Annotated in this window: 20 protein-coding genes; 12 read left to right on the forward strand and 8 right to left on the reverse strand. The window is 58.2% G+C overall.

Going from position 1 to position 20,494, the window contains the following annotated elements:
* Positions 1 to 42 precede the first annotated feature (42 nt).
* Entirely contained in the window at positions 43 to 1,239 is a 1,197-nt protein-coding gene (locus AC07XF_RS20545; RefSeq protein ID WP_095966154.1) for a fumarylacetoacetate hydrolase family protein, read from the reverse strand.
* A gap of 120 nt (positions 1,240 to 1,359) precedes the next feature.
* Between AC07XF_RS20545 and AC07XF_RS20550 the strand changes: the two genes are divergently transcribed.
* The 4 genes from AC07XF_RS20550 to AC07XF_RS20565 all read left to right on the forward strand — a co-directional run bounded on the left by AC07XF_RS20550 (position 1,360) and on the right by AC07XF_RS20565 (position 6,160).
* Positions 1,360 to 2,319 (forward strand): LysR family transcriptional regulator, encoded by a 960-nt coding sequence (locus AC07XF_RS20550; protein WP_495027900.1) that lies wholly within the window; start codon positions 1,360 to 1,362, stop codon positions 2,317 to 2,319.
* Positions 2,320 to 2,484: 165 nt separating this feature from the next.
* Entirely contained in the window at positions 2,485 to 4,032 is a 1,548-nt protein-coding gene (locus tag AC07XF_RS20555; RefSeq protein WP_495027901.1) for a UxaA family hydrolase, read from the forward strand.
* Between the two features lie 73 nt (positions 4,033 to 4,105).
* Positions 4,106 to 5,686, forward strand: coding sequence for an aldehyde dehydrogenase (NADP(+)) (locus AC07XF_RS20560; protein ID WP_495027902.1), 1,581 nt, complete (start codon positions 4,106 to 4,108; stop codon positions 5,684 to 5,686).
* A 132-nt stretch (positions 5,687 to 5,818) separates the two neighbouring features.
* Entirely contained in the window at positions 5,819 to 6,160 is a 342-nt protein-coding gene (locus AC07XF_RS20565) for a hypothetical protein (protein ID WP_495027903.1), read from the forward strand.
* A 192-nt stretch (positions 6,161 to 6,352) separates the two neighbouring features.
* Here AC07XF_RS20565 and AC07XF_RS20570 read toward each other — a convergent pair whose 3' ends face one another.
* The 3 genes from AC07XF_RS20570 to AC07XF_RS20580 all read right to left on the reverse strand — a co-directional run bounded on the left by AC07XF_RS20570 (position 6,353) and on the right by AC07XF_RS20580 (position 7,749).
* The gene (locus AC07XF_RS20570) at positions 6,353 to 6,745 is read right to left on the reverse strand and encodes a YkvA family protein (RefSeq protein ID WP_495027904.1); all 393 of its coding nucleotides are present in this window, start codon (positions 6,743 to 6,745) and stop codon (positions 6,353 to 6,355) included.
* Positions 6,746 to 6,912: 167 nt separating this feature from the next.
* Positions 6,913 to 7,125 (reverse strand): hypothetical protein, encoded by a 213-nt coding sequence (locus AC07XF_RS20575; protein WP_495027905.1) that lies wholly within the window; start codon positions 7,123 to 7,125, stop codon positions 6,913 to 6,915.
* Positions 7,126 to 7,290: 165 nt separating this feature from the next.
* Positions 7,291 to 7,749: a metallophosphoesterase family protein gene (locus AC07XF_RS20580; protein ID WP_495027906.1), complete on the reverse strand. Its 459-nt coding sequence runs from the start codon at positions 7,747 to 7,749 to the stop codon at positions 7,291 to 7,293.
* A gap of 382 nt (positions 7,750 to 8,131) precedes the next feature.
* Between AC07XF_RS20580 and mug the strand changes: the two genes are divergently transcribed.
* Complete coding sequence (mug, locus tag AC07XF_RS20585; RefSeq protein WP_495027907.1) at positions 8,132 to 8,653, forward strand: G/U mismatch-specific DNA glycosylase; 522 nt, start codon at positions 8,132 to 8,134, stop codon at positions 8,651 to 8,653.
* A gap of 144 nt (positions 8,654 to 8,797) precedes the next feature.
* Here mug and AC07XF_RS20590 read toward each other — a convergent pair whose 3' ends face one another.
* Entirely contained in the window at positions 8,798 to 9,880 is a 1,083-nt protein-coding gene (locus tag AC07XF_RS20590) for a sterol desaturase family protein (RefSeq protein ID WP_495027908.1), read from the reverse strand.
* Between the two features lie 77 nt (positions 9,881 to 9,957).
* A complete protein-coding gene (locus AC07XF_RS20595; RefSeq protein ID WP_495027909.1) occupies positions 9,958 to 10,620 on the reverse strand; it encodes a hypothetical protein in 663 nt (220 codons plus the stop codon).
* Between the two features lie 151 nt (positions 10,621 to 10,771).
* Here AC07XF_RS20595 and AC07XF_RS20600 point away from each other — a divergent pair, with 151 nt between their 5' ends.
* Positions 10,772 to 11,143, forward strand: a complete 372-nt coding sequence (locus tag AC07XF_RS20600) for a DUF3302 domain-containing protein (RefSeq protein ID WP_007999042.1) — start codon at positions 10,772 to 10,774, stop codon at positions 11,141 to 11,143.
* Positions 11,144 to 11,146: 3 nt separating this feature from the next.
* On the forward strand, positions 11,147 to 12,106 hold the full coding sequence (locus AC07XF_RS20605) for an HlyD family secretion protein (protein ID WP_495027910.1): 960 nt from the start codon (positions 11,147 to 11,149) through the stop codon (positions 12,104 to 12,106).
* Between the two features lie 313 nt (positions 12,107 to 12,419).
* Here AC07XF_RS20605 and AC07XF_RS20610 read toward each other — a convergent pair whose 3' ends face one another.
* The gene (locus AC07XF_RS20610) at positions 12,420 to 13,364 is read right to left on the reverse strand and encodes a LysR substrate-binding domain-containing protein (RefSeq protein WP_495027911.1); all 945 of its coding nucleotides are present in this window, start codon (positions 13,362 to 13,364) and stop codon (positions 12,420 to 12,422) included.
* Between the two features lie 181 nt (positions 13,365 to 13,545).
* Between AC07XF_RS20610 and AC07XF_RS20615 the strand changes: the two genes are divergently transcribed.
* From AC07XF_RS20615 to AC07XF_RS20635, 5 genes are all read left to right on the forward strand, one after another.
* Positions 13,546 to 14,775, forward strand: a complete 1,230-nt coding sequence (locus AC07XF_RS20615) for a CaiB/BaiF CoA transferase family protein (protein ID WP_495027912.1) — start codon at positions 13,546 to 13,548, stop codon at positions 14,773 to 14,775.
* Positions 14,772 to 15,566, forward strand: a complete 795-nt coding sequence (scpB, locus tag AC07XF_RS20620) for a methylmalonyl-CoA decarboxylase (RefSeq protein ID WP_495027913.1) — start codon at positions 14,772 to 14,774, stop codon at positions 15,564 to 15,566. The genes AC07XF_RS20615 and scpB overlap by 4 nt, the downstream gene beginning before the upstream one ends.
* 171 nt (positions 15,567 to 15,737) lie before the next feature.
* On the forward strand, positions 15,738 to 17,090 hold the full coding sequence (locus AC07XF_RS20625) for an SLC13 family permease (protein WP_495027914.1): 1,353 nt from the start codon (positions 15,738 to 15,740) through the stop codon (positions 17,088 to 17,090).
* Positions 17,091 to 17,620: 530 nt separating this feature from the next.
* Positions 17,621 to 18,427: a lytic transglycosylase domain-containing protein gene (locus tag AC07XF_RS20630; protein WP_495027915.1), complete on the forward strand. Its 807-nt coding sequence runs from the start codon at positions 17,621 to 17,623 to the stop codon at positions 18,425 to 18,427.
* A 200-nt stretch (positions 18,428 to 18,627) separates the two neighbouring features.
* Positions 18,628 to 19,554: a transporter gene (locus tag AC07XF_RS20635; RefSeq protein WP_495027916.1), complete on the forward strand. Its 927-nt coding sequence runs from the start codon at positions 18,628 to 18,630 to the stop codon at positions 19,552 to 19,554.
* 35 nt (positions 19,555 to 19,589) lie between these two features.
* Here AC07XF_RS20635 and AC07XF_RS20640 read toward each other — a convergent pair whose 3' ends face one another.
* Positions 19,590 to 20,288: an ion channel gene (locus AC07XF_RS20640; protein WP_495027917.1), complete on the reverse strand. Its 699-nt coding sequence runs from the start codon at positions 20,286 to 20,288 to the stop codon at positions 19,590 to 19,592.
* Positions 20,289 to 20,494: the final 206 nt, after the last annotated feature.

Consider the following 20,494-nt stretch of genomic DNA (forward strand, 5'->3'; position numbering starts at 1 on the left):
GCGACCACTGTTTTTATCCGCCAGGAACCTCTGGCAGGCAAATCAGTGGAGTGATTTACCTGCCACCAGACCGCGAGCGGCCAGGTTGCCCATCAATGCACGCAGGCCAAACGTCCAGGGTGTGGCTTCATTGCTGTAGGTGACGCGATTGTGAAGCGTGCCCAACAACGGGCTCCCGATGCTAACGCTATCGCCCGGCTTGTGAGTGAAGCCACTGCCCGGCTCTTCACGGTCTTGTGTCGGGGCGAACAGCGTGCCTAGGAACAGCATGAAGCCGTCCGGGTACTGGTGATCGCTGCCCACAGTCTGCGCGACCAACTCAAGCGGGTCGCGACTGATCTGCTCCATCGAACTGCTGCCGCGCATGATAAAACCGTCTTCACCCTCAACGACCAGGTCGACCACGCAGCGGCGCACATCATCCAGAGAAAAGCCTTCGTCGAACAGGCGAATAAACGGGCCGATCGCACATGACGCATTGTTGTCCTTGGCTTTGCTCAACAGCAAAGCGCTGCGGCCTTCGAAGTCGCGCAGATTGACGTCGTTGCCCAAGGTTACGCCTTGTATCCGGCCACGGCTGTTTACCGCCAGGACTATTTCCGGCTCAGGGTTGTTCCATTTCGATTTGGGATGAATACCCACCTCATTACCACTGCCGACGGAAGCGAGAACGGGGGCCTTGGTGAATATCTCGGCATCAGGGCCGATGCCGACTTCCAGGTATTGTGACCAAAGCCCCTGCTCGATCAACAAGGCCTTTAGCCGGGCGGCTTCGGTTGAACCCGGTTTGATCGAACTCAGGTTGTCGCCAATAGCCGCTTTGACGAGGCTGCGTACACTTTCGGCCTTGACTGCATCACCACCCGCCTGCTCTTCAATCACGCGTTCAATCATGCTGGCAGCGAATGTCACACCGGCAGCCTTGATCACCTGCAGGTCAGCCGGCGGCAACAGAAACGCCTTGGCGGGATCGGACCCGGGGCCCGTATTGGCCAACAATGCCTCAAGACTCCCGATGTATTCACCGCGGGTGCTGCGAACAGCCTCAAGCGGTGAAGCGCTTTCCAGTAGATCACTCAATGTCGGGAACACCTGCGACAAATCAAACACACCGTCGGCGCGCAGCACTACTGGCGAGGGGCCGGCGGCCTCCCCCGGCACCCAGGCACGACCGATCAGAGTGCCTTCCAGCCCATCGATCGGCAGGGTGTTTTTACAGGTCAATTTCAGATGCGGCATATATAGGTCCAGGTCAATTCGATGACGACCCGGCAAAACTAGTGGACTTGTCTGATAAATCCCAATGACATATTTTCAGTGTTTGATATCGTTTCGTTATCAACCAGATCGAGCCCCTTTATGGAAAACGACGAGATTTCATTCGCCAGCGTGAGCAAATGGCTGAAGATCAAGCATTTGATATTGGTCGACACTTTGGCCAAGACCCGCAACATGCACACCACTGCCGAACTGATGAATCTGACACAGCCAGCCATCAGCAAGATGTTGCGCGACGTCGAGCTGTTACTCGGTTTTGCGTTGTTCGAACGGCAAACCCGCAGCATGGCCCTGACCGAACTTGGCGAGTTCGTGGTCCGTTATGCCCGGATGACGCTCGACGACACGCAGTCATTCGTCGATCAACTCAATAAATTGCGCAAAGGTGGACATGGTCATTTGAAGGTCGGCGCGATTTTCGCCGCGACCTCGATCGTGCTGCCCGAGGCGATCACCCGGATCAAATTGGACCGCCCCATGCTGTCCATCGAAGTGATCGAGCAAACCAGCAATCAACTGCTGGAAATGCTTGAACACAAAAAGCTCGATTTGATCATTGCCCGCTTCACGGATGAGCGTTATCAGCAACCGTTCGACTTCCGTGCACTCGGACCTGAACCCTTTTGTCTGGTGGTCAACAGTCGCCATCCCCTCGCGCAGTTCGACGAAGTGGCTACCGAGCAACTGAGCGACTGGCCCTGGGTGATGTACCCCTTCAATGCCCCCATACGGCGCCGGATGGAAAGCGCCTTCACCGAATTCAACATGCGCACGCCCACCAACACCGTCGAAACCATCTCGATGCCCACCTTCCTGCAACTCCTGCAATCAGGACCGATGCTCGCGATGTTGCCCGAATCCATGGTGCAGTCGCAGGTTCAAAGTGGCTTGCTTAAAGTGCTCAACACGCCGTTCAAGGTCGAACCTCAGGACTACGGCATCATCACGCGCAAGGACGAACCACTGACCGAAGCGGCCCGCGAATTCGCCGACACCTTGCTGGAATTCGCCAGGCTGCGACGGGAAACTGCCGATCACTGAGGAGTTTTTTTGTCATTAACGGCAAATAAGATGAGAAAAAGTTATCGATCAATCCAAAGGTCTCATTAGGCAGCAGCATCCGGGGGCTCTTATAGTGCAGCAACAAAGGTATGGCGCGGCCTGTTGGCCAGCGACCTCCCACGCTTGATAGCCAGAGAGTTTCCGATGGAATTGATCATGAAAACCGGTGCAGCCGCCGTCCTGCGCCTCAATCCTCTGGACGATGTATTGATCGCCCGTCGGCCGTTGATACCGGGTGAAGTCCTTGAACAGGAAGGCGTGACCGTACGCCAGCCTGTACCCGCCGGTCACAAGATCGCCGCACGTCGCATTGATGCAGGCCAGGCCCTGCGTCGCTATGGGCAGATCATCGGTTTTTCCACCGAGATTATCGAGACTGGTGACCACGTGCATGTGCACAACCTGACCATGGGCGATTTTGCCCGTGATTATGCGTTCAGCCTCGATGTGAAACCCGACAAGCCGTTGAACAGCGAGCCTGTGTTCATGGGGATCGTACGCCCGGACGGTCGCGTGGCTACCCGAAACTACATTGGTATCCTGACCTCTGTGAATTGCTCGGCCACCGTCGCCCGCGCCATAGCCGACCACTTCCGACGGGACATTAACCCTGGCGCATTGCTGGCATACCCCAACGTCGATGGCGTGGTCGCCCTGACCCACTCCGCCGGTTGCGCCGTAGACCCCACCGGCGAAGGCCTGGCGTTGCTGCGCCGTACATTGGCGGGCTACGCGACCCACGCCAACTTCGCCGCTGTGCTGGTGATCGGGCTGGGCTGCGAAACCAACCAGATCGAAGGGCTGCTCAGCACCCAGGGTCTGAGCCGCAGCGATACGCTGCGCACTTTCAGCATCCAGGACAGCGGCGGTACATCCAAAGCAGTCGCCAGCGGCATCGCTCAGGTCAAGGCGTTGCTTGAGGAAGCTAACCAGGTCAAACGTGAACCCGTCAGTGCCAGGCACCTGATCATTGGCCTGCAATGCGGTGGCTCGGATGGTTATTCCGGCATCACCGCCAACCCCGCGCTGGGTAATGCAGTGGACCGACTGGTCGCCTGTGGCGGCACGGCAATCCTTTCTGAAACGCCGGAAATCTATGGCGCCGAACACTTGCTGACCCGCCGGGCAGTCAACCGCGCAGTGGGCGAAAAACTCATTGCACGGATTCAATGGTGGGAGGCGTATTGCGAGCGCATGGGTGCAGAACTGAACAACAACCCTTCGGCCGGCAACAAGGTTGGAGGTTTGACCACCATCCTGGAGAAGTCACTGGGTGCTGTCGCTAAAGCAGGGTCGAGCAACCTGGTCGATGTTTATGAATATGCCCAGACAGTCAGCGCCAAAGGCCTGGTGTTCATGGATACCCCCGGCTATGACCCGGTATCGGCCACAGGCCAGGTCGCCGGTGGCGCCAATCTGATTGCCTTCACCACCGGACGTGGCTCGGCCTACGGTTGCGCCCCTTCCCCATCGATCAAACTGGCAACCAATACCGCGTTGTGGAACCGCCAACGCGAAGACATGGACATCAACTGCGGCGAGATCGCTGAAGACACCATGACCATCGAAGAATGCGGTGAAGCCATCTTCAAACTCATGCTGCGCATCGCTTCGGGTGAACGCAGCATGAGCGAGCAGCACGGTTACGGGCAGAACGAATTCGTGCCCTGGCAGATCGGCGCCGTTACCTGAATCCCTGCCCTCCTCCCCTCTAGCCTTGAAATCCCCGCAAGGGGGATTCGAACATCCTTTTCTGGAGCCAGAAATGTCCACGATTATCGGCCACAACTACATCGGCGGTCAGCGCAGCGCTGCTGGCACTGTCATCGTCAACAGCGTTGATGCCAACACCGGCGATAACCTGCCATACAGTTTCCACCAGGCCACCCTTGAAGAAGTCGACGCCGCTGCCAATTTCGCGGCTGCCGCTTACCCGGTGTATCGCAGCCTGAGCGCCGAACGTCGCGCGCAGTTTCTCGATGCCATTGCCGATGAGCTGGATGCATTGGGCGATGATTTTGTGGCACTGGTCAGCCGCGAAACCGCGCTGCCCGCCGCACGTATTCAAGGCGAGCGCGGTCGCACCAGCGGCCAGATGCGCCTGTTCGCCAAGGTCCTGCGTCGCGGGGATTTCTACGGTGCGCGGATCGATCGGGCGTTACCTGATCGTTTACCGTTGCCGCGTCCGGACCTGCGCCAGTACCGCATCGGCCTTGGCCCGGTTGCGGTATTTGGTGCGAGCAACTTTCCGTTGGCCTTTTCCACGGCGGGGGGCGACACCGCATCGGCATTGGCCGCCGGTTGCCCGGTGGTGTTCAAGGCCCACAGTGGTCACATGGCCACTGCCGAGCTGGTCGCGGACGCGATCATCCGCGCTGCGGAAAAAACGGCGATGCCAGCCGGTGTATTCAACATGATCTACGGCGGCGGGGTCGGCGAAGCGCTGGTCAAGCATCCGGCGATTCAGGCGGTGGGATTCACCGGCTCGCTCAAGGGCGGTCGTGCGTTATGCGACATGGCTGCTGCGCGTCCACAACCCATCCCGGTGTTCGCCGAGATGTCGAGCATCAACCCGGTGATCGTGCTGCCGCAGGCGTTGCAAGCGCGGTCAGAGTCGGTCGCCCGTGACCTGACCGCTTCAGTGGTTCAGGGCTGCGGCCAGTTCTGCACCAACCCAGGTTTGGTGATCGGTATTCGCTCGCCGCAGTTCAGTGCGTTCATGCAGCAGGTCGCGGTTTTCATCGGCGATCAGCCGGCGCAAACCATGCTCAATGCCGGGACCTTGAGCAGCTATGGTAACGGCTTGCAGAAGCTCCTCGCGCATCCCGGCATCGAGCACCTGGCTGGCACTGCGCAACAGGGCAATCAGGCCCAGCCGCAACTGTTCAAGGCCGATGTCAGCTTGTTGATCAATGGCGATGAAGTGCTGCAGGAAGAAGTGTTCGGACCGACCACAGTGTTCGTCGAGGTCGCAGATCAGGCGCAACTCCGTGCTGCGTTGAACGGCCTGCACGGGCAACTGACGGCGACCATCATTGGCGAGCCGGAGGACTTCGAACAGTTCGGCGAACTCTCGCCGCTGCTGGAGCAAAAGGTCGGACGGATCCTGCTCAACGGCTATCCGACCGGCGTCGAAGTCTGCGATTCGATGGTGCATGGCGGGCCGTATCCGGCGACGTCAGATGCGCGCGGTACATCGGTGGGCACGCTGGCTATCGATCGGTTCTTGCGCCCGGTATGCTTCCAGAACTTCCCGGATACATTGCTACCCGATGCCTTGAAAGATGCCAACCCTCTCGGAATCTCACGCCTGGTTAATGGGCAATCCGTCCGCGATAGCCTGTAAGGTTCCCGGTTCATTCACGAAGAGCCTGTCATGGGCTCTTCACTCAGATGCACATCGTCGCTCAACGCTGGATGCTGGAAACCACGCCTACACTGACTCTCATATCGATTAAGCGAACATGGAGTGCAAGGCATGTGGCCAATAGCTACCGTGATACTTTTGCTCGCTTACGCTCCGCTGATGGTGGTTTTCTTTCGCCTGAATGCTCGAAACAACCGTCGCCGCAGAGAAGAACTTTACGAAGCCTTTGAAGCCACAATGCAACAGCATGGGGTCAGATCCTTCGAGATCTTTAAAGAAAGCATTTGGATTGGAAACAACTTCCGACAATCGGAGCTGTATCGGATATTGCTGGATGATTGCGGCCACTACTTTCTTTATTTCCACGCCAGTGGTACGCAGCCAATTTTCACGCCGCTGACCGAGGAGCGAGCGCTGCAAGCGGCACAGGGTGAGGCAGGAATTCAGGCATAGACACATCACTGCCTGACCGAGCGCAATACTCGGCACGTCTCGAACTATCTGATTGTGAGCCGGCACGGCAAACGTATGACCGCGATAATGCTGAGAAAACACTGGGACGTGGCCAACGAGAAAGCAAGATTCGGGGGGGCTTCAGTGCACTGGCGTGCAGCATTCTGCGAAAGGCAATTAGAGCGCTGCTACTTAGTAGTGTTTATAGGCGAACCAAGCGCCCGCCAGGGCTGCTAACCAAATCAGAACGATGAGCACCGCCGCCACGTTACTCACTGGGCGCTTCACATGGTTTTCCTCCCACTTGCCAGCCTTTAGCCGACATTCCTCAAGCACAAGAGGTGGCATCAAGCGGATGGCGAGCAGAATGCCCAGAGGCAGAATGATTACGTCGTCCAGATAGCCTATTACGGGAATGAAATCAGGAATGAGATCGATTGGACTCAGTGCGTAAGCCACCACAAAAACTGAAATCCACTTGGGCAGCCATGGGGTTTGTGGATGCTGATAACAAAACCAGAGCACCATGGTTTGACGCTTGAGATTTTTAGCCCAGCACCGCAGGTGTTCGAGAATGCCTTTCATTCGGTGCCCTTGCTTATGCATCGCCTTGACCGTTACGTCCTCACTGGCAATAAGTCTGAGCTCCGCCACTGTCCTGTTCGACGAGCCCCTAAGGTGCCGGTGCCGAACTCCAGTTCACCAAAACGCAGTATCTGATCAGTGGCTGATGCGCCAGTTCGTCTGAACGGCTACATGTCCCGATCCGCCGCTTTCACCTTAGGGCCCAGAGTCTGACCATGATGGGTGACACGTTGTAGCCGCTCCACGTTAAGCCGCTGGCACTCACTCTCGGCTTCTGCCCGGGCCTGATAGGTAGTTTTCAGCCGCAGCTTCTCCTGATTGTCGTAGAGGTTGAAGCCTATAGGCGCCGTCTGGCAGTAGAAGCGTGATCCGCTACGCATGGGTCCCGTTTCAGTTGGGATTGCAGGCACGACAACAAATCTCGAAATCATCTTCACACCCTCTCCATACACCTCCTAACGTTTAGCGGCTATAGGCCACTACAGCAAGCGACCACCGAGACTTTCCGATGAAACGCGCGAGCGCCCCACCACCGATAACGCGAGTCATTCGAGAAGGTAAATCAGTCGTGGCTCAATTGAAGCCTCAAATACTTCAAGCAGAGCCAGCGTCACCGGCAGCTTGAAACGCCGCCGTCCCGCACTACCGGGATTGAGATAAAGCTGTTTGCCGCGCCATTCAATGCAAGGCTTATGGGAGTGGCCGGTGATGACCAGCTGTATATCTGCATCAAGCTCTTCCGGGACATCGGCAATGTCATGCGCCAACAGTATCTGCCATCCGTTGAGGTTAAAACGCAGAAGCTCGGGAAGCTTCTCTGCCCAACGTGCCTCCCGGTCATTGTTGCCACGTACGACGTGCAGAGGCGCGATAGATGCCAGTCGATCAAGAATCTCCTGGCTACCGATGTCACCTGCGTGAATGATCTGCTCGCATCCCTCCAGGGCAGCAAGGGCTTCGGGGCGGAGCAATCCATGGGTATCGGAAATCACACCAACTTTCATGCTTTCTCCAGAACTGTGTCGAAGCGGCCAAGGCTATTGTGCGCCGTCGGTGCTGTGCGTTGAAAAGGTCATGACTACGGTTTCGATTCATGGGTCATCCGGCAACAGTGTTTATCCCGCGGGCCGATATTTGCGCCCCTGACAAACGCCTAACATCGGCTCTACCAAAGTGAGTAAACCCACTGAGCCGCAACTCACTCACGAGGTAAAAAACGCTTGCCGGACAACATTTGAACCACAAGGTGAACATCATGAAACTGCTAAAAATCGCGCTCCTCGTAGCGCTTGGCGCCGCCGGCGCCCAGGCATTTGCAGACGATAGCCCTAAAATCCCGAGCAGAGCTGACGGAACTCGCACGCCAGGCGATCAGAGTGATCTGCGGTGAGTGAACGACTTGAAGATATTCTTGCCGGGCAGTTGGCCGTGATCTTTTGCGGGATCAATCCCGGAATGACTGCCGCCGCCCAGGGGCACCATTTTGCGGGGCGCGGCAATCGCTTCTGGCGCACACTCCATCTCGCCGGGTTTACTCCCGAGCAAGTGCAACCGGAAAACGATCGGACGATCTTGCGCTACCAATGTGGATTAACCGCAGTGGTCGAACGGCCAACGGCCAGTGCGGATCAGTTGTCCTTGCACGAATTCACCGCCGCCGCCGCGGACTTCGAACAGAAAATCGCACGCCATGCGCCGCGCTTCGTGGCCTTTCTGGGCAAGGCTGCGTATTGCGCGCTGTCCGGTCAGCGCGACATTGCCTGGGGCCTGCAAGCGAAAACCTTCGGCAATGCCTCGGTCTGGGTCCTGCCTAACCCCAGCGGAAGAAATCGTGCGTTCAGCCTTGAGCAACTGGTCACGGCCTACCGTGAATTGCGTCTGGCAGTCGACGAGAATCGACAGGGGTAATCACGTCGGAGGAATCGTCGCGAGCACACCAATCAGGATGGTCAACAGCAGAAAACCGCCGAGAAAAATCGTCATCTTGGCCATGCGGCCTCCCACACTATGAATTGGCGGTACAGGGGCGCCGAGCGTTGCCGTACCGGAGATTTATTGTGGGCTGGCGGCTGCATCCGTTACAGAGGCAGATTGCGCTGAAAAATACGGATCAGATCCGCTTTCAGGCTGTACTTTTGGGCGCTTTCCAGAGAAGAGCTTGCGGGCGATGTCCACAAACGGCGTGACGATCAACCCCCACAGCGACAGGTAACGCTCGTGATCCTGCTCACCGGTGCCGAAGCGAATGGACTCGGGTCTGGACTGTGTGACGTATAGCGTGCCGAACATCCAGTCCCACAGTGACAGATTGATGCCGAAATTCTTGTTGAAGTGTCGCGTTGCATCGCTGTGATGAATCTGGTGTTGCGCCGGACTGCTCAGCACCCGCTCAAGCACCGGGCCGAAAGAGAACCACACATGGCTGTGACGCAGGTTGGCCGCCAGGGCATTGAAGATGAACACCATGTAGGTCACGCCAAACAAGGTATAGCGGCTGATCTCCCCACCGCAGGCATACCAGAAGACCCCGGCAAACGCGCCGACGCAGACGGTATCCGTCAGTTTCTCGACTACCTCTTCCAGAAAATGCACACGGCTGGCCGTCGCCGGCACCAGCACGGGCGCCGAATGATGGACTTTGTGGAAGGCCCACAGATACCGCGAGTGAAAGGCGCGATGGCCCCAGTAATGGCTGAAATCCTTGACCAGGAAGACACCGAGCCCATAGAGCAGGGTCAGCGCCAGGTGCTCCTCCACTTGCGTGCGCGCCCCCCACAGGTGGGTGAAAAACGCGATGTAGTCCGCTGAACGAAAGACATACGGATCGACCAGGCCGACGATGGGCAGCACCAGGGCAACCTTGAGAATGGCGAGTACGAAGTAATAGCGGTAGTCGAGCAACGCCGAGCGGTGCAGGTAAACCCGGCGACCGCCAATGAACTGTACGAAGGAGCGCGCGTCGGTCAAACCGCGGGATTTGCGGTACAGGAACAGGCAATAAGCGACGCTGTAAGACATGCAGAGAAAGGATAGACCGAGTCTGCCGTTGAAGTCGAAAATGCCCAGGAACTGCCGGGTGACCGGCTCGATCACCCACTGGGATAAATAAAGATGGATAGCGGCAAGAACATCCATACCAGGCTGCCCGACGTAAATGGAAGGGCAATAGTAAATGAGAATGAGTCTTTAGTGTGTTGAATTATGCCCAGTTGTTATCCACCCAGCGCAATGATTGCAAGGATCAGCACGGCCCCCACGACGGCCATGATCACCCCACCCTGCCATTGCGTGGCACCAGCGTACTTGGCGAGCATCCAGCCGGCGATGAACAGCACCACGAGTCCGACCAGGTTGGACAGCCGGATGGCGAGTGCGGTCTGATCGAGCAGTATGAACGGCACCACCAGCGGAAATGTCGAGCACACGACCAACAGGAAAACACCGAGTGCACCCTTGAAGTCGTTCCAGCCGAGGCCGGCCCTGGTTGGCAAAGGGGGCTGCTCGAGCAGCCGGCGGCGCAACAATTCCAGGCCCTCGCTGCCGGCCGCCACCGCGAATTGCAACGGCAACACTTGCGCAATGAGCGCCTGACCGGCCGCGGCGTCCGTGCCATTGCGCAGAGCGAGGTACAGCTTGATCCTGCGTGTGCGTTCGACCAGTGCGCGCAGCAGGTACATGACCGCGTCGGCCAGTCCCCAGGCGAGATTGCAACCGAGTGCGGCAATCATCATCGTGCGTTCGGCGGCCTGGTCTGCCGTGGCCACACTGATGGTGCCGGTGAACGTCATGGCCATCAGCAGGCCGAAGATCACCTCGGTAATGCGCTCGACAGGGTCAAGTACAGGCACCCTTTCGAATTGACCATTGCCTGGCATGATTTCACCTCGTCGGGGTCTGCCTGCACGATACCGGTCGACGCTTTGGCCAAGCACCGGTCGCTCAGGCTGGATATCCGTGTTCCCGTCAAGTGTAGATTGAACGGCTACACTCATGCGCACACGTCACCTGTTTCAAGAGGAGTGATTCATGCTTGATTACTTCGCGCTGGGCATACTGATATTTGTCGGGCTCGTCTTGTTCTACGGGATCATCCTGCTCCACGACATCCCCTATGAAATTGCCGTCCACCGCAACCACCCTCACCAGGATGCGATTCACGCCACCGGCTGGGTCAGCCTGTTCACCTTGCACGCACTCTGGCCGTTCCTGTGGATCTGGGCGATGGCCTATCGGGAGGACCGGGGCTGGGGTTTCAGTGACGGACATTCAGCAAAAAGTCATGTGGTTCACCTCGAACAACAGGTCGCCGAACTGCAAGGCCGGATCGAGCGCCTCGAGGCAGCAACCGGCACGGCACAGAGCCGGCTGCCAACGGACAATCTCGGCGAGGGCCTCTGAGCCATGGATCTTTTACTCATTCTGACGTATGCGGCTCTCTGCGTAGCCATCTTCAAGATCTTCCGCATCCCCCTGAACAAATGGACCGTGCCTACGGCGGTGCTGGGCGGGATCGTGATTATTGGCGCGCTGATTTTCACAATGAACTACAACCACCCCTACTCCGAGGTGGCGCGCTCCTATTTCGTATCGGTTCCGGTAATACCCGTGGTCAGCGGCCAGGTGATCGACGTGCCGGTGCAGGCCAACCAGCCCCTGGAAAAAGGCGATGTACTGTTTCGCATAGACCCCGCACCCTTCGAGTACCGGGTGAAATCCCTCAAGGCACAACTGATTGCTGCCCAGGCCGATCGTGTGCGGATCACCGAGTTGATCAAGCGTAATTTCAGCACCCAACGGGAACTGGATATGGTGGTCGCCCGGACCGATGACCTGAAGGCACAACTGGACAATGCGCAGTACGAACTCGACAACACCACGGTCCGCGCACCGAGCAAAGGCTTCGTCACCCACGTTTCGTTGCGTCCGGGCATGATGGCGACCAAGTTGCCGCTGCGCCCTTCGATGGTCTTCATTCCCGCCGAAGGGCATTACTTCGCCGCATGGATGCGGCAGAACAGCCTGTTGCGCCTGACTGAGGGCGACGAGGCCGAAGTCGCTTTCGACGGCATTCCCGGGAAGGTGTTCGAAGGCAAGGTCAAAACCGTCGTTTCGGTCATCGCCGAAGGCCAGGTTCAACCGTCGGGCACACTGATCGGTTTCACCGGTTCACCACCGGCCGGCCGGGTTCCGGTGATCATTGAGATCACCGATCCCGACTATGCCCAGTACACCGACCAAATGCCCGGCGGGGCCTACGGCCAGGCGGCGCTGTACAGCCAGCATTTTCATCACATCGCGATGATGCGCAAAATCCTGCTGCGCATGGCTGCGTGGATGAACTACATCTTTCCATTCCACTAACCCGGCAGCGCTGGCAACTGGCTCAATCCTTGAATTGGGTCAGTTGCTGGTTCAGCGAACCGGCCTGATCGCGCAGTTGCAGCGACTGATTTCCCCGGTTGAACGGCTGGTGCGCTCCGGACCGGCAGAGAACAACCCACGCTGTGTAAAAAACGCGTGCGCTGTTTCGAAGTGCGCGTTGCTACGTGAAATCTGCCAGCGCTTGGTTAACCAGCAGACTGGAAATATGCGTAGGAACGCGCTTTTCGTTCCAGTCCTGACTGTCAAACCTGCTCCAAAACGTTTGCACACAGCCTGGACCCAAAGCAGCCCGTCAGTAGTCCTGGAGGTTCTTTCCTTTGACCTGTTCATCTGCCCACCCCGGCTGCCGCTCGAATTCCTCGAACAACTCGAAAATGGTCGACTTGACCTTCTGCACGGCATTGCTCTCTACAACCGTGTCATGCCAGCACAGCGAAAGATCCCGCTTGAACAGCCGATGATCGATCCTGGCCAGCTTGAGCCTGTGTTGCACAAGCTCAACATGGGCCGCAGCCCACGGCAGGATCGTGACACCGAGCTGCGCCTTGACGGCTGAGAACAACAGGTCGGTGGAATTGGCTTCGAATTCAACCTCGCATTTCAGGCCGGCCTCCTGCAATGCAAACTCGACCCGACTGCGTATGGTGTTCGGAGCACAGGGCAGCACCAGCGGCATCTTCGCCAATGCCTCAATCGACACTGGCTCATCCGATAATGAAAATTCCGGCCACGCCACCAAGTACAGCGTTTCGGTTAACAGCCGCCGGAAAGCCATGCCTTTGGTTTCGACCGCATCGACATTCACCGCCAGTGCCACTCGCCCTACCGTGATCAGCCGTCCGAGTTCGGCGCTCGGAGAATCGATCAATTCCAACTTGATGCCCGGATAACGGCTGCGAATCGTGCGCGCGAGCGGAATTGCCAGCATGCGCGCCGTACTCGACGGCATGCCGACCGAGACTTTGCCTTGCGGGAATTCGGCGTCCTGGCGCAGCAGTTCGTGGGTGCCGTCGGCCTGGCGCAGCAGTTCGATGGCATGCCGATAAAGCGTTTGCCCAGCCGCCGTGGGAATGACGCCATGCACGCTGCGCTCGAGCAGTTGCATGCCCATGTCCTGTTCCAGGTTGCGCATCTGCTGGCTGATGGCTGGCTGCGCGATATGCAGTGTTTCACTGGCGCGGGTGATGTTCCCGCACTCGACCACCTTGATGAAATACCGCAACTGGCGCAGGTCCATGTGTACCCTCCCAAGTCATAGGATTTTCCGATGAGTGTAGAGGAATATCATATTTGAAGGATATGAGATACGGCGCCTAGACTCGTCTCACAACACGAAGCGCTCACGGTCGTCAAAGGCGAGTAGCGCTTCAAAGGCCTTGGCGCAATGGCCCGTATTCAACCCTTCAATGGAGAGTCCTATGCAAGCTTTGCAAGGCGTGAAAATCGTCGACCTGAGTCGCGCACTGTCGGGGCCATTCTGCACCATGGTGCTGGCAGACCTCGGTGCCGATGTGATCAAGATCGAGCCCGGCCCGACTGGCGATATGAGCCGCACCTGGGGCCCCTTCGACCGGGGCGTGAGCACCTACTATTTATCGTGTAACCGCAACAAGCGCGGCATGTGCATTGACTTGCGCAATCCCGAAGGGCTGACCACCATCCAGCAGCTGATCGATGACGCCGACGTCGTCATCGAGAACTTCAAGCCTGGCACGCTGGAAAGCATGGGCCTCGGTTATGAGGTACTCAGCGCCCGCAATCCACGACTGGTAATGGGCAGCATTAACGCCTTTGGCGCCGACGGGCCGATGAGCAGTTGGCCAGGCTTCGACCAGATCGCCCAAGGCTACTCGGGGCTGATGAGCCTGACCGGTTTCGTCGATGGCGACCCGACACGCACCGGCACCGCCATCGGTGATTTGACTTCGGGCATGTGGTTGGTGACAGCGGTGCTGGCCGCGCTGCTCGAGCGCGAGCGCACCGGGCGCGGCCAACATGTCAGCACGTCGCTGCTGGCCAGTCTGGTCGGGTTGCTGAGTGTGCACGGCCAACGCTACCTCAGCCTGGGGGATGTGCCGCGCCGCACCGGCAACGCCCATTCGGTGATTGCACCTTACGGCGTGTTCCAGACAAAGGATGGCCCGCTCAATCTGGCGCCGATCACCTCGGCCATGTGGGGGCGTTTGTGCGCACTGCTCGATTTGCCCGAGCTGCCGGACGATCCACGCTTCGCCACCAATGAAGCGAGGGTCGAACGTCGTGATGAATTGAGAGAGATTCTGGAAAGTCGTTTGAAAACCCGCAGCAAACGCGAGTGGACCTCGCTGTTCGTCGACGCAGGATTACCCGCCGGCCCGATCAACACACTCGATGAGGTCTTCGACGACCCGCAGGTGCTGCACAGTCAACTGACCGAGACACTCACACACCCGACACTTGGTGCACTGCGTCAGGTAGTGACCCCGGTGTTCTGCGACACTGACAGCGTTGTCAGCCGCCCACCGCCACTGCTTGGCGAACACACCGTCGAAGTATTGCGCGAAGCCGGTTTCGACGCTGCATCAATCAACGCATTGCTCGCCGCGAAAATAGTGTTCCAGAACTCCGATGACATGACCGGCGCGCAATCGACAGGAGCCACACAATGAATCCAGCCTCTTCCACAACCGTGACCGTCAACCGGGTCGATGAACGCATCGCGCGGCTGGTCTTCAGCAATCCCACACAGCGCAATGCATTCAGCGCGCAGCTGCTGACGGCGATCGATGAAAGTCTCGTCGCCCTGGCGTCACAACGCATCCCGGTGGTGATCCTCGGCAGCGAAGTCGGCCAATCCGTGTGGAGTGCCGGCCACGATATCCGCGAACTGCAACACGACCGCGACCCGATTGCCTATGGCAAACCGCTCGAACAGGTTTTGCGCCGCATCCGCGCCTATCCCGGCGTGGTGATTGCCCTGGTGTCCGGCTCGGTGTGGGGCGGCGCGGTGGATCTGGTAATGAGCTGCGACATGGTCGTCGCGGACCGCAGCGCAAGCTTTGCCATGACTCCAGTGAACATTGGATTGCCGTATACCACCAGTGGATTGCTGCGCTTCTTCAACAATTTGCCGATTCATGTATTGAAGGAGATGTTTTTCACTGCACAGAAGCTCGACGCGGAGCGGGCGGAGCGGTTTGGTCTGGTCAACCGACTGGTCGACACTGATGTGCTGGAAGCGACCGCGCTGGAACTGGCACACGGCATCGCCAGCAAAGCACCGCTGGCCGTTGCTGCGGTCAAGGAACAGCTGCGTATCCTCGAAGACCTGCAACCGATTCCGGTGCAGGCGATGGAGCAGATTGCCGAACTGCGCCGACAAGCCTGCGAAAGTGCTGACTTTGGCGAAGGACTGGCAGCCTTTGCCGAGCGCCGGCCAGCCGCATTCAATGGCAATTAGCACGACAGCTTTGAAAGCTTCTGTGTTTGCACGACCGACTTCGCAGGCAAGGCACGCTTCCTCGTTTCGGCGTACGCCCGGCCCGACGTGAGTCGGTTGCTAAACATCCCGAAAAAATAACAACAAGGACGGTACCTGCGGGACCGTCCGAATGCGGGGAGTCAGATTGAAATGAATAATGAAATTCTGTCAATTTTAGTGCTGGTGGTCATTTTCGGCATCGCTAGCGTGTTGCCCATCAACATGGGCGCGCTGGCGTTCGCAGCGGCCTTTATCGTCGGTTCGGTGATAATGGACATGACACCGGCGACCATCTTCGCCGGCTTTCCCAGTGACCTGTTCCTGACTTTGGTCGGTGTCACCTATTTGTTCGGCATCGCCCAGAACAACGGCACCATCGACTGGCTGATCGAACGGGCAGTGTTGATGGTGCGTGGCCATGTCGCCTGGATACCCTGGGTGATGTTCGTGGTGGCGGCGCTGCTCACCGGTTTCGGTGCGCTGAGCCCTGCGGTGGCAGCGATCCTCGCGCCTATTGCTCTCAACTTCGCCGTGCAGTACCGCATCAACCCGGTGCTCATGGGACTGATGGTGATTCACGGCGCTCAAGGCGGCAGCTTCTCCCCTGTAAGTATTTTCGGTGGCATAACCAATCAGATCGTTGCGTCCTCCGGGCTGCCTTATGCACCGTTCACTCTGTTCATCGCCAGCCTGCTGTTCAACCTGGGGATTGCCATGGTGGTATTCGTAGTCTTCGGTGGTTTACGTAGCGCTCGCCTGTCATTGGTGGCGGTCCTGCCCGGTCCCGAGTTGCATGCTGCTGGTGCATCGCTGGCCATTCTTGGTCACGGCGGTACGCCCGCGTCCCCTGCTTATCATCGTACTGACCTGACGGGTGCCGGTGCGCCGCTACAGACCCTCAGCGGCCTGGACGGGGCCAAGTTGTCGACGCTGGTCGGGCTGTTGGCCCTGGCGATCTCGGCATTAGTGTTCAAGTTCAATATCGGGTTGGTGGCCATGACGGTCGCGGTAGTCCTGGCCATGTTCGCGCCTAAGGCGCAGAAGGCGGCCATTGACAAGGTCAGCTGGTCGACTGTTCTGCTGATCACCGGGATCATCACTTACATCGGAGTGATGCAGACCATCGGTACCATCGACTATGTCGCCCTTGGCATCTCCGGCTTGGGTGAACCGCTGCTGGTCGCATTGCTGCTGTGCTTCACTGCCGCAATTATCTCGTCCTTCGCTTCGTCCACGGCGTTGCTAGGGGTGATCATTCCCCTGGCCGTGCCATTCTTGAGCCAGGGCCACATCAGTGCAGTCGGCGTGGTCGCGGCTATCGCCATTTCCACCACTATCGTCGACACCAGCCCGTTCTCCACCAATGGTGCGCTGGTGGTTGCCAATACCCCCCCGCAGGAGCGAGAAAAAGTGTTGCGCAGCCTGCTGATCTACAGCGCGGTGGTTGCCTTGGTGGGCCCCTGTGTTGCCTGGTTGACCCTGGTCGTGCCCGGGGTGCTCTGAGCTATCGGGACAGGCCCTGATCAACCTGACGGACTCCATTTTTCCGCCCCCCGCCCTGGATAATTCAGCACAAACTGGACATGCGCCCTCCCCCCTGTAGCCAGGGTCGCATCGTCCGCGGTGAATGGTGGGTTTGGGTCGGCTTCGCCGTCCAGCGGGAGCAAGCTCCCTCGCCACGAGGGGTAAATTCCTACACGGTTTTCGAATGGAAGATTCAATTTAGTGGCTTCCAATAGCTCTGTGCGGAACGGGATGGCTACAAACGACAAAGCCCCGAATCATCGGGGCTTTGTCGTTTTTGAAATTGTGCAGCTTCCAGGCGGTGGGGTTCAAGGGAACCAGGGAAAACATCACGCCTGCGCTTCGCCTGGGAGCGCCGGCAGCCCGTACGTCAACGCAAGTTCCAAGGCCGGTTACAAGGGGTATAACTATCAGAACAAAAGGCGGGTCACCCACAATAGGCCCTCCAAGGGCAGCGCCCGGGCCAGGCGCCCCAGGCCTGATCGGCGCCTGCGGCGCGGAGCGATGTGATGAGTTCCAGAGCATGGCGATGGGCTCGCAAGAGCCTTCTTGGCTGCATCGAGCTGGCCTTGCTGGTCGCTCCACTGTGCGCCAGCGCCATGTTCAAGTGCCAAGCCAGGGACGGAGCCATCAGCTACACCAGCCAAGCCATCGCCAGCGCCCGCTGCGCCCGCCTGAATGGCATGGCGGGCGCCGGTGTCGGCGCCCAGACAATGACCCTGCCACGGCTTGTGCGGGACGACGACTCAGGCGCGATGCGGATTCGGGTGTTCACCTTCATCCACAGGGGTATTCGTCAATATGTGAGCCGGCGCCCCGTCGGGATCTCCGCACGGGTCGATGTCCTTGAGCTCTATTACATCAAGGGCTGCTATCTGTGCATGGCGCCGAAGGATTTCAAGGTTACCTCACTGCGCCTGGACACCCATTCCTATCGGCGGGAGATCGAAGCCGCTTCGGGTCATTATGGTGTCGACAGGGCGCTGGTCCGCGCAGTGATACATGCCGAATCGGCGTTTCGCCCCAACGCCATTTCCGAAGCCGGCGCCCAGGGGCTGATGCAGTTGATGCCCGCCACCGCCGAGCGCTTCGCCGTGGACAATCCGTTCGATGCACGACAGAACATTCGTGGCGGCGTGCGCTACCTGGCCTGGCTGCTCAAGCGCTTCAACGGCAACCAGATGCTGGCGTTGGCAGGTTACAACGCCGGCGAAGCATCCGTGGTCGAGTACAACGGGGTGCCTCCCTACGCTGAGACGCAATCCTACGTCACCCTCGTGCAGTCCTTGACCGAACGCTATCGCAACCATCGCTAGTACCGTAGGACGTATAACCCGGAATAGTTAATACGCCGGGCGGGAAATGGCTCAAGCGAACTTCCACGCTCACCGGTAGCTATCCACCCATAGCGGCCCTCCGTACAGTGCTGGTGGCAGTGGTAAATGCCAAACCAATGCAGATGCGCTACAACAATGCATAGAACTCTGGGGCCCTCACAGGAAGCGAGCGAATGTGGATGAAACACAAACTCTGCGTCGTCAGGCTGGTTCGGTACGCATCCGTTTCGCTGATCCTGGTAGCCCCCGGTGCAGTCGCAGAGGATCTCGAACCGAGGTCCTACGCCAATACACCGGTCGGTATCAATTTCCTGCTTATGGGCTACAGCGACCTCCATGGCAGTGTGACGGCCAATCCCTCGGTCCCGCTCCAGGATGCCAAGCTCAACATCAAGACTGTCGTGTTTGCCTTTGCCAGATCTCTGGACGTCTGGGGCCGTTCCGGGAAGTTCGATATTGTCGTGCCTGAGGCAAGACTGACGGGCTCTGCCCTGTTCGCCGGTGAACCCAAGGAGCGCAATGTTACGGGGTTGATCGATCCAAGATTCCGGTTCTCGGTCAATTTGTATGGCGCCCCGGCGATGTCCCTGGCTGAATTCCCCAGCTATCGACAGGATGTGATTATCGGCACCAGCCTGGCGATCACGGCGCCAATAGGCCAATACGACGCGAGTAAGCTGGTAAATCTCGGCAACAACCGCTGGTCATTCAAGCCCGAACTTGGGATTTCCAAGCGTCTGGGGCCAGTGACCCTGGAATTATCCGGCGCAGGAACCTTTTACACCGACAATGACGAGTTCCTCGGCGACCACACACTTTCCCAGAACCCGATCTACCAGGTACAGGGGCATCTTATCTATGCCTTTACCAGCGGTGTTTGGGCGTCGCTGGATACGACCTACTTCGCTGGGGGGAGTAGCTCAGTCGATGGGGTCGGTAACCACGATTTTCAGGAGAACACACGCTATGGATGCACCCTCACGCTGCCGTTGAACCGGAACCATTCGCTAAAGCTGAATGCGAGTAAGGGCGGCCATACCCGCACGGGCAGCGAATACGATGCCATTGGCATGGTCTGGCAGTATCGCTTCGGCGCAGGGCTTTGAAACACAGGGTTTACGCGGCTCAGGTAAATCGAGAGTCACCTGACCTGATTCGACGGATACAGACCCGCAAGCCGCGCGATCACAACACCAACGTAAAAGACGCCTGAAAATTCTTCGACCATCACAAGTGAGCGGGCGTGGTTGGTCAACGGGATAACATCACCGTAACCGGTGGTTGTGAGCGTCGTGAGGCTGAAATAGATCAGTTCGAAGAAAGTGCCGGGCTGTCTGAAGTCGAGTTGGCCAGGGCCGAATGAGCCAGCGGCGGATATCTCGACCAGGGCATAGATGAAGGACCAAACGAAGGCCAGCATGATGTAACCCGCAAGCGCGCCATGCAGCTTGTCGGCTGTAATTGGCCCGCGCTTGAGGATGTAGCGAAGCACTCCGCTAAACGAAACTGCAAGAGAGGCCACATAGGACATCCCGGCAAGCTCAAGAATCGTGATACTCCCAGCCCACAAGGCCGCCCATTGAAGGCCAATCCCAAGCAGCGCCAGGCACAGTTTGAGGATGAACCCCCACCGAGTCTGCCTGGTGGCGAAAGCGCCCACGAGCAGCACCGTTGAAAACAGAATGCCGAGCGACATGCGAGCCATTAAACCCTCCTCAAGGAAGGGAAACAGGAGGATCAATCCAAGTAAGAGCAGCAACAGACAAGTGCAGGGCCCCAGCCCTATAACCATCTGAGCTAAATCCGCATCGGACTCGGCTTTATCTTGCGGATTTGTCATACCGGTTTCCCTGAGGACGAAGTAACGCTCGATACCTGACGTTGCACGGGTGAATTCTGATCTCGCTTCAGAATAGTTGGCAGTGAAACTCTAGTCGCGAATACCTGTAAGAGGATTCAACCTGACAGGCAGCCATGGATCGACTTCTGCCTTCCACGACCGGTTGAAACCGGCCAATAGCGGACGCTCGATTTCGTCTGCTAACG

Source organism: Pseudomonas sp. GW821-FHT01C01 (assembly GCF_059422645.1).